A 9,878-nucleotide genomic window follows, 5' to 3' on the forward strand; every position below is an offset into this window, starting at 1 on the left:
GAATAGAACAGGATCGCGGCGCCTGCATCCGCGAGCTTGCGCATCAGTTGGTAGAGCTCCTGCTTGGTGCCGACATCGATGCCGCGCGTCGGATCGTTGAGCAGGATGATGCGCGGCTGCCGCATCAGCCATTTGGCGATCACCACCTTCTGCTGGTTGCCGCCGGAAAGCGCGCCGACCGGAATGTCGAGGCCCGCGGTCTTGATCGCCAGCAGCCCGACCATGTCGTCGATCAGACGCTGCTCGGCGCCGCGATCGATAACGCCGGCCTTCGACAGCCTGTCGAGCGCCGCGAAAGACAGGTTTTCGCGCACCGTCATCGGCAGCATCAGCCCTTCCGTCTTGCGGTCTTCCGGGATCAGCGCCATGCCCACGCGGTCATCGCTCGCGGCTGCTGGGCTTGCGATCGAAACCGGCTTGCCGTCGACGAGGATCTGCCCGGAAAGACCGCGCAGCACGCCGAAGAATGCAAGCAGCAATTCGCGCTGGCCCTGGCCGTCGAGACCGCCGAGCCCGACGACCTCGCCGGCTCCGATCGACAGCGAGATATTGTCCAGCCGACCGCTCCATGAGAGGCCGCGCGCCTCCAGAACCGGAACTGCGCCGGGTTGGTGACGAACCGGCTTCGGCGGGAAGATGTGGCTGTATTCGCGGCCGATCATCAGTTCGACCACTTCGTTGTCGCTCTTCGACCCTGCCGCGTAGCTGGCGACATTGCGGCCGTTGCGGAACACCGTGCACTGGTCGGCCAGCTCGGCGATCTCGTTCATGCGGTGCGAGATGTAGAGCAGCGCCAGCCCTTCCTCGCGCAGCCGCTTCAGCACGCCGAATATCTTGGCGACATCCGCCGCCGTCAGCGCCGAGGTCGCTTCGTCGAGGATCAGGATGCGCGGCTTCCTGGCCAGCGCCTTGGCGATCTCGACCATCTGCCGACGCGACAGCGGCAGATCCTTTACCAGCGCCAGCGGATGGATGTCTGAAGCGCCCGCCCGGGCAAGCGCCTGTTCCGCGATGCGCCGCTGCGCCTTGCGGTCGATCATGCCGAAGCGCTTGGGCGGGTCGGAAATGACGATGTTGTCGGCGACGCTGAGTTCCGGGATGAGCGACAGTTCCTGGAAGATGCAGACGATGCCGGCCTGGTTCGCGGCGGCCGGTGAGGCGAAGGTCACCTCGCGCCCATCCAGCGTCATGCGGCCTTCGTCCGGCGCGACGACGCCGGCCATGACCTTGATCAAGGTCGACTTGCCGGCGCCGTTTTCGCCGAGGATGGCGTGGATGCTCCCGGCCGTCACGGAAAGGTCGGCCTTCTCCAAGGCCCGAACGCCGCCATAGCGCTTGGATATGCCTTCCATCTGGAAGAGCGGTGCCGCGCCGTCCATCAGCCCTCCCCAGGCCAGTTCGCGATTGGCATCAAGAGCATGTCTCCCGAAAGTGGGAACCGGTTTCGGGACAAAGACATGCGTAAAATCAAAAGCCTAAAGCGCATTGAGCAAATCTGAAAGATCGCGACGCGCTTTGGCGGCCGGCGCCGCGGAACTCCCGCGGCGCCGGTTGGATCAGGCTACTTGTTTTCCTTGGTCTGGCCCATGATTTCCTGCGCGGTGGAATTGATGCCGCAGGTCGGGGAGGAGTTGCCGACGAAGAAATTGTCGGACTGGTCCGGGAAGAAATCCTGCCCCGCCTTGAAGTTCGGATCCTCGACGATGGCCAAAGGCAGCTTGACCGACTGCGGCACGACATTGCCTTCGAGCGCTGCGATCGCAGTCTTGATGGCGACCGCGACCTGGGCCGGGCCGGTGCCGGCCGAAGAGCATTTCAGTCCATCCGCCGCATGCGCGGCGCAGAACTTGCGGAAGCCGTTTTCCGTCTCGCCGCCGAACGGCACGAACGGATGCTTGGCGTCGATCATCGCCTGCACGATGCCGGTGTCGCCGCCCTGTCCCGTGATGCCGTCGAACGGTCCGCTGGTGGCGATCGCGTCGGCGGTGGCCTTCTGCGCCACGCCGTCATCCCATTTTCCGACGACCTCGGTGACATCCCACTTCTTGCCGGACCCATCGAGCACCTCATGGATGCCGTTGTGGCGGTCGGTGTCGACTGAGGTGCCGGCCACGCCGCGCACCTCGAGCACCTTGCCGCCATTCGGCACATGCGAGACCAGCCACTTGCCCCACAGCTCGCCGAGGCCCTTCTGATCGACATTGACGTTGATGGCGTCCTTGGTGTCGAGGATGTTGTCGAAGGCGACGAGAATGACGCCGGCTTCCTTGGCGCGCTTGATCACCGGCCCGAATGCGGTCGGGTTCTGGGCGTTGACGACGATGGCGTCAAAGCCGGAATCGATGAAGTTGTTGATCGCCGAAATCTGCGCCGGCACATCCTCGCCGGTCGATACCACCTTGAATTCCTTCAGCTTCTTGGCGACGTCCGGCTGCGCGGCGTAGGCCTTGGCGGTCTGAATCATCTGGATGCGCCAAGTGTTGGCGATATAGCCGTTGGCGAGCGCGATCCGGTACGGACCATCTTTCTTCGGATATTTGAAGAACTGTGTGTCGGCCGCCCAGGGCGCGAAGCAGTCGGGCTCGGCCGCCGGCCCTTTGACAATTTCCGGATCGGCGATCGCCGAAGAACTCAGCATGACAAATGCAGTGGCGGCAATGACGCCGCCAACGAGTGACTTGATCATCGGTATTCCTCCCAGTTGCAGTTCTGCTTGTTAAATGTGTTGGCGGTCGGCCGGCACCCTCCTGCCAATCCGATACGCTTGCGAGGTGGCTTGTGCCGTCCCTCTTTTCCCCCTCTCGGCCCTCCAAGCGGCTCATGAAACTATCATATTATACATAATAAACAAGCATGAGCTGTTGCTTATGTATAATAAACAGGCTTCATGCTTTAATGGTAGCGCTACCATTAAAGGCTGTAAACCGGCATTTGCACAGTCGCCTCTGTGTGTTTCAGCGAGCGGTGCTCTCGCGGCGTATTAGCTCGAAACCGAGGTCGACGACCCGATGCTGCGGCCTTTGGCCCGCGATCGCCGACAATGCCATGGCAACCGCCTGGCGGCCGATTTCATAGCGATGCGTGCGAATGCTGGTGACCGACGGGAAAGCCGCCTGCATCATGTCGAGGTCGTTGAAGCCGACAATGCCGATTGTTTTCGGCACAGCGATCGCGGCGCGGTGGCATTCGAACAGAACGCCGAGCGCAATATCGTCATTGTTGCAGAAGACGCCGTCGAGCGCCGGCATCTTGGCCAGCGCATCGCGCAGAAGCTCACGTCCGAGCGTCACGCTGGACAGCAGCGGCGTGGTCGTGACCAGACGGAGGTCGAACAGGCCTGCCGCCTCCATCGCGGCGCGATAGCCGGCAAGGCGCCGCTGCGAACGCGGATCCATGCGGGCGCCGATGAAGCCGATCCGCCGGTAGCCCATTTCGATCAGGTGCTCGGTGGCCGTGCGGCCGCCGTCGAAATGCGAGAAGCCGACCAGCATGTCGACCGGATCGGGCCCGGTTTCCATAACCTGCACCACCGGACAGCCGGCCGTCTCCAGCAGCTTTCGCGACAGCGGCGTCTGGTCGATCCCGGCCACGATCAGCGCGGCCGGTCGCTGCGAGGCGAACAGCTGCAGCAGGCGCTCTTCCTCCAGGCCAGAATAATGCGTATTGCCCATCTGGATGCGGATCGGGCTGTCCGAAAGGCTGTCGTAAATGCCGCGCACCACCTCGGCGAAGACGTTGTTGGTAAGCGACGGCACCAGCACGCCGAAGACCTCCGCGCGCGCCGAAGCCAACGCGCGTGCATTGGGATCCGGGATATAGCCGAGCTCGTCGACGGCGACCTGTATCTGCCGGCGCAGATCTTCCGAGACCCGCCCGGGCTCGCGCAGGGCGCGCGACACGGTGATGGCGCCCACACCCGCCTTGCGCGCGACATCGGCAATCGTCGGGCGACCGCCACCCCGGCGCGAGCGCGGCCTTGTCACGCCCCTGCCCTTTTTGCACGAAAGGAGCGCAGCGGCGGGTTGACAATCAAGAGCTTAGCCACAGCAACCATGTTCGCAGCCCCATCCCATTCCGGTCTGGGTCGCGCAGGCCATGGCCATTGTCAAGCCGACGAATATTGGTTCAGCCCTGGTAGAGGCGATAAGCCCTCAGGCCAACGCCTCGGTGGTCAGACCGCCCTCGCCTGATCGGCCGTAAGCGCCTGCTCCCGCGTGCCGGAGACTATGATCTCGAGGACCTCGTGCTCGTCGGTGTTCCTGACGTGACGGTCGCCGACATTCTCGCCGCGCTTGAGCACCATGACACGGTCGCCTACGGCGAAAATGTCGACCAGCCGGTGCGAGATGATGATCTGGGCAACACCCTGCCTTTTCAGCTCCAGCATAGTCTCGAGGAGCCGCTCGGTCGCCATCACCGAGAGGTTGGCGGTCGGTTCGTCGAGGATCACGACGCGTGGCTCGAACGAAATCGCGCGGGCAATCGCCACGGACTGCTGGCGACCGCCCGACAGGCTCTCGACCTTCTGGAAAACGGAGTTAACGTCCACCTTGAGCCGCTTCAGCACGCTGTCGGCTTCCGCGTACATCTTGCGGCGATTGATAAAAGGGCCTTTGCGCGGCCAGCGGCCAAGAAAGATGTTCTGGCCGACATCCATGTTTCCACAAAGAGCGAAATCCTGGTAGATCATCTCGATGCCCGCATCGCGGCTCTCATGCGGACTCTTGAAGTGCACCGGTTGGCCGGCGACGAGGATTTCGCCGGCGTCGCGCTGATAGGCGCCGGTGAGGATCTTCATGAGCGTCGACTTGCCGGCCGAGTTGTCGCCGACCAGTCCAAGGATCTCTCCGGGATAGAGCACCAGATCGACTTTCCGAAGCGCCTGCACGGCCCCGAAGGCTTTTTCGATGCTTCGCATTTCCACGATCGGTTGAGGCAACGCAACGTCAGGCATGAATGGTTTCCCGGGTTCGTGCGCGTCGCGCGAGGCGGGCTCGCAGGCGACCGAAGATGTTGGCCTGGCGTACCCAGATGTCGATCAGCACCGCGGCAATGAGGATGACGCCGATGAAGACGTTGATCCAATGCTGCGGCATGCTGAAGCCCTGGACATTGAGCTGCAGGAGCGCCCTAACGAGAGTGATCACGGCTGCACCGGCCAGAGAACCAAGCATGGTGCCGTAGCCGCCGAATATCGACCCGCCGCCGATGATCACCGACGCGATGGCGTCGAGTTCGCGGAACTGGCCTGCAACGGGGTTGAAGCTTCGGAAATAGGCGACGTTGATGATCCCGGCCATCGTCGCGCAGAACGCCGCCAGCATGAGCGAGATGAAGCGCGCCCGGTTGGTGTTGATGCCGGCATAGGCGGCGGCGCGGATGTTGCCGCCGGTTGCATAGACCTTTTGCCCGAACGGCGTGTAGGCGAGCACGATGCCGGCAATCAGGGCGACGAAGATCATCCAGACCGTCTGCACGCTGACCACCTCGGCCAGTGTTTTGAGGATGCCATCCGGAAGCACGATGCCGAAGTGAAGGAGGATGTCGTTCACCTTGCGGCCGAGCAAGTTGTAGCCCTCCGGCCAGCCGGTAAGCTGCTGGCCGGCGACGAACCACGCCGCGAGGCCGCGGGCGATGTAAAACATGCCAAGCGTTGCGATGAAGGCCGGGAGTTTCAAGCCAACGGCGACGACGGCGTTGACGAGGCCGGCAAGCATTCCCGCAAGCAGGCCCATCGCGACAGCGGTGACGGGGTCGGCGCCAAGGACCTTCAGGAAATAGGCCGCCGAGCTGCCGGCGAGCGCCAGGACGGCTCCGACGGAGAGGTCGATATCGCCGGCCGCGATGACGTAGGTAAGCCCGACCGTGATCAGCGCCAGCTCGGTGTAGTTGAGCAGGATCGCGAAAGTGTTGGACAGGTTCCACCAGTAATCCGGCCTGAGGAAAAGACCCGTGAGCCACAGCACCACCGTCAGGATGACGGCGAGGGCGTCGCGCCGGGCGAGGAACTTGCCGAACCCGGTCGCCGACAATGCGATGTCGGTCGCCATCGCGCCCTTGGTCACCACGCCCTCGAGCGCGACGCCGCCAATCTCGAAGGCCGGCGGCGGCGGCCTGCCGCGCAGCCATGCCCAGAAGCGCGCCGCGATCTGGCGGCGGATGAGATAGGGTTCGATCAGCACGGCGATGACAAGCAGCAGCCCGAGGAAGACCGGCACCGCGCCCACCGGCAGGGAGTAGACGGCGTTGACGGTCACCTCCTCCTCGCCGATCTTGATGGTGCGCGTGATCGGCAAACCCTCGCGCAGCACCTTGTCGAGCAGAACGACCAGCGTGGCGCCGAGGCAGGACCCGGCGACGCGGCCGCGACCGCCGAGAATGGAAGCGCCGCCGATGATCACCGCTGCGATGACGGTCAGTTCGCCGCTGACGCCGTAAAGCGGGGTCACGCCCTTGTCCTGTGCAGCCGACAGAAGGCCGGCAACGGCGGCGCAGAGCGACGAGAGCAGATAGGCACGGATGCGCACCCAGTTCGTCGGTATGCCGGCATAAACCGCTGCCTGCTCGTTGCCGCCCGTCGCAAAGGTCTCATAGCCCCAGCGAGTGTTGGCGAGCACGTAGGCGCCGATCACGGCAACGACGGCGAAGATCGCGATCTGGTTGTTGAAGCCGAACACGTTCGTCTCACCGAGGTGGAAGAAGAACGGAGCCTCCTTCGCCTTGCCGGGATAGTAGATCGCCTGCCCTTGCGTCAGCGCAAGCACGAAGCCGCGGCCGATCAAAAGCGTGGTCAATGTGGCGATGAACGCCGGCACTTTGAGGATGGTAACCAGCACGCCGTTGACAAGGCCGATCACCACGCCAAGAAGGACGCAGACGGTCACCGACGTGACGATGTCGAGATCGGCAAAGCTTGGCGCGAACAGCCTGGCAAAAACCACGGCGACCAGGCCGTAGATGGAGCCGACCGAAAGGTCGAGGTCCTTGTTGACGATGACGAACGTCATTCCGACCGCAATGATGGCGACCCGCGAGGTGTCGCGCAGCAGCGCATGGAACGCCTCCAGCGAGCCGAAGAAGGTCGGATTGACGACAGCGCCGCCGAGATAGATCAGCGCCAGCAGGGCAAGCAATCCCGCTTCCCAGCCCCCGACGAGCTGGGATGGAAGGCGGCGGGCGGGAGCTTCGGCGGACATGTTGATAACTGGGTTCCGAAGGTAAACCGCGCGGAAATATCCTGAAGCGCGTCGCGCCAGAAGGACGACGCGCTTCAGTTTCTTGTTTTATGCATGTCGTTGTCCCAAAACCGCTGCGCACTTTTGGGCGACATGCATTGGTTCAGTTCTCGAAGCGCTTGCCGACCTTTGTCACGGTCTCCTTCGTCACAAGTTGGGCACGCGTATCCAGATTGGCGGCCGCGATGCCACGATCGATCTGCAGATAGAGCTGCATGACCGGATAGAAGCCCTGCAGGAAGGGCTGCTGCCCGAGCGCGCCGGTCAGGTCGCCGCTCTTCAGCGCATCCTGCTGGGTCGGGCCGATGTCGAAGCCGTAGGCGCAGATCTTGCCGGTCTTGCCGGTCTGGGCGACGGCCTTGGCGAGCGCCGGCGTGAACACGTTGTTGCCGGCGAAGGCGCCGACAACGTCACCGCGCGATTCGAACAGCGTCACGATGCCGTTCACCGGATCGTTCGGATTGGTGTCGATGCCGGTGTTCTCAGGCCCCGCGTCGACCTTGAAGGCCTCGAGCTTGCCGGCGGCCTTCAGGCCCTTGACGATCGCGTTGAAGGCCGAGGTGACTCGATTGTTCACCTCGATGTTGCCCATCGCGGTCGATGACGGCAGGACGATCGAGCCCTTCTCGATACCCTTGTCGGCCAGGCACTTGACGAGTGCCTCGCCGGCGATCGCCGCGGCGGAGGCGTCCTGACCGGTGTGGCTGATGCCGCTGCGGTCGAGGATCGTGCCGTCGAAGGAATTGGTCGTTGCTACCGGTATGCCCTTGGCCTCGGCGGCCTTGACGATGTCGTTATAGGCGCCGACCTGGGGCGTTGTCATGATCAGCCCGTCGATCGTCGGATCCTGCACGATCTGATTCAGGATTTCGATCTCGCGGGCCGGGTCGTCGGTCGGAGATTCCGAGCCGAGCAGCAGTATCTTGGCGCCGATCAGATTGCCGGCGGCAGTTGCGCCGACATAGACCGGATCGAAGAAGCCGTTGCCGGCCGTATGTGTGACGATGGCGAAGGTGAGATGGCCATCGGCCGAGTGGAAATCCTTGGTGGTGGGGGCTTCCTTTGCGGCTTCCTCGAAGCTGTAGCCGCCGACTGCTTTCTCGACGCCGCCGGACTGCGCGAAGGCGGAGGGCACGCCGAGCAACAACGCCGCGGCGGATGCCGCGAGCGGGAAAGTACGTCTCATGATTATCCTCCCTTGCATTCAACGGGCGGAAGCCGTTCGAGCGCAATTATTCAGGAGATTTTCCGAGTGCTTCCTCCCACTTCGCAATATTCCGCCCAAAGCCTGTCCAAGTAAATAGCCTCGACGTCATGCGAAAGAGCACGGACGAGTTCGGCCGCCTCCCACCTAGCCCCTCCTTTGCACCGGTTGACCACCTTGCAATGGCCAGGTTGCTGGCGGACATCAGGCCAGCGCTTCAGCACCTCGCCTTGCCTTCCACATAAGCAGCAAGATGGCGGCGAGATTCACCAGGTTCCAGGCGATGCCGTTGAGGAATGCCGCCGCGTAGGAACCGGTGAGATCGTAGATCCAGCCCGACATCCAGCCGCCGACCGCCATGCCGAAGATGGTCGCCATCAAGACGATGCCGACGCGCTGGCCGGCTTCCTTGGCCGGCATGTAGTCGCGCACGATGATGGCATAACAGGGCACGATGCCGCCTTGCGAAAGGCCGAAGACGAGCGAGACGACATAGAGCGAGACCAGCCCGTCAAAGGGGATATAGAAGAACAGCGACACGCATTGCAGCACCGAACCGACGAGCAGCGTCTTCACCGCGCCGATGCGATCGGCGAGAAAACCCGACCCGATCCGGCTGACGACGCCCGCCGCCAGCATGATCGACAGCATGTCGGCGCCGCGCGCGACGCCATAGCCGAGATCCATGCAATAGGCGACGATATGCACCTGCGGCATCGACATCGCCATACAGCAGCCGAAGCCGGCGACAACCAGCAGCGTCTGCAGCGCCGCCGGCGACAGCGAAATCGGCTGAACCGGCCGACTGCCCGGCGAGCCCGAAGCAGCCTCGCGCGGCGCGCCTCGCCGCAGCATCAGCACCAGCGGCACCATGGTCGCAAGGCAGAACACACCGATCGCCGCATATGTGAAACGCCAGCCTTCGCCCTGCATGACATAGGGAATCACCATCGGCCAGACTGCACCGGCCAGATAGCTGCCGGACGCGGCTGCCGTCACAGCGACCCCGCGGCGGCGGTTGAACCAATGCGAAATATCGGCGATCAGCGGCCCGAAGATCGCCGAGGTGCCGACGCCGATCAGCAGCCCTTGGGCAAGGGTGAAGCCCAGGATCGAATTGGTGAGCGAAGCGAGCAGAAAGCCGGCACCGAGCGCAATCGCCGATGCGAATGCCGGAATCCAATAACCCATGCGGTCGATGGCGCGTCCAACCAGCACGTTGCCGGCGGCAAAGCCCACCATGGTCGCGGTGTAAGGCATGGACGCAGCCGCGCGATCGATGCCGAACTCGGCCTGCACGGCGGGCAGAACCACGACCACCGCCCACATGCCGACACCGCCGATCGTCGCCAGCAGCAAGGAAATGCCAAGCCGCATCCATGCATGGAGGCTGTCGATGCCGGCACTGGTTGCAGTGTTTCCGGGGATTGTCGTCAAGT

7 protein-coding genes are annotated in these 9,878 nt (G+C 63.4%); all 7 read right to left on the bottom strand.

Annotation, left to right across the window (positions count from 1 at the left end):
* On the bottom strand, positions 1-1,379 hold a 1,379-nt coding region (locus tag EOA29_RS14225), incomplete at its 3' end, for a sugar ABC transporter ATP-binding protein (protein WP_145969673.1).
* A gap of 182 nt (positions 1,380-1,561) precedes the next feature.
* Positions 1,562-2,686 (bottom strand): sugar ABC transporter substrate-binding protein, encoded by a 1,125-nt coding sequence (locus EOA29_RS14230; protein WP_127221044.1) that lies wholly within the window; start codon positions 2,684-2,686, stop codon positions 1,562-1,564.
* Positions 2,687-2,954: 268 nt separating this feature from the next.
* On the bottom strand, positions 2,955-3,983 hold the full coding sequence (locus EOA29_RS14235; protein WP_126092998.1) for a LacI family DNA-binding transcriptional regulator: 1,029 nt from the start codon (positions 3,981-3,983) through the stop codon (positions 2,955-2,957).
* Between the two features lie 188 nt (positions 3,984-4,171).
* On the bottom strand, positions 4,172-4,954 hold the full coding sequence (locus tag EOA29_RS14240) for an ATP-binding cassette domain-containing protein (RefSeq protein WP_126092997.1): 783 nt from the start codon (positions 4,952-4,954) through the stop codon (positions 4,172-4,174).
* Positions 4,947-7,196 (bottom strand): ABC transporter permease, encoded by a 2,250-nt coding sequence (locus tag EOA29_RS14245; protein WP_126092996.1) that lies wholly within the window; start codon positions 7,194-7,196, stop codon positions 4,947-4,949. The genes EOA29_RS14240 and EOA29_RS14245 overlap by 8 nt, the downstream gene beginning before the upstream one ends.
* A 142-nt stretch (positions 7,197-7,338) precedes the next feature.
* The gene (locus EOA29_RS14250; protein ID WP_126092995.1) at positions 7,339-8,421 is read right to left on the bottom strand and encodes a substrate-binding domain-containing protein; all 1,083 of its coding nucleotides are present in this window, start codon (positions 8,419-8,421) and stop codon (positions 7,339-7,341) included.
* A 222-nt stretch (positions 8,422-8,643) separates the two neighbouring features.
* On the bottom strand, positions 8,644-9,816 hold the full coding sequence (locus EOA29_RS14255; RefSeq protein ID WP_126095849.1) for an MFS transporter: 1,173 nt from the start codon (positions 9,814-9,816) through the stop codon (positions 8,644-8,646).
* Positions 9,817-9,878 lie beyond the last annotated feature (62 nt).

Origin of the sequence: Mesorhizobium sp. M1E.F.Ca.ET.063.01.1.1 (assembly GCF_003998155.1) — a bacterium.
Classification (GTDB): Bacteria; Pseudomonadota; Alphaproteobacteria; order Rhizobiales; family Rhizobiaceae; genus Mesorhizobium.

Bases quoted from the DNA above. Each gene is read 5' to 3' on its own strand.
- EOA29_RS14230 (WP_127221044.1), bottom strand. From the start codon at position 2,686: ATGATCAAGTCACTCGTTGGCGGCGTCATTGCCGCCACTGCATTTGTC.
- EOA29_RS14240 (WP_126092997.1), bottom strand. From the start codon at position 4,954: ATGCCTGACGTTGCGTTGCCTCAACCGATCGTGGAAATGCGAAGCATC.
- EOA29_RS14245 (WP_126092996.1), bottom strand. From the start codon at position 7,196: ATGTCCGCCGAAGCTCCCGCCCGCCGCCTTCCATCCCAGCTCGTCGGG.
- EOA29_RS14250 (WP_126092995.1), bottom strand. From the start codon at position 8,421: ATGAGACGTACTTTCCCGCTCGCGGCATCCGCCGCGGCGTTGTTGCTC.
- EOA29_RS14255 (WP_126095849.1), bottom strand. From the start codon at position 9,816: ATGCGGCTTGGCATTTCCTTGCTGCTGGCGACGATCGGCGGTGTCGGC.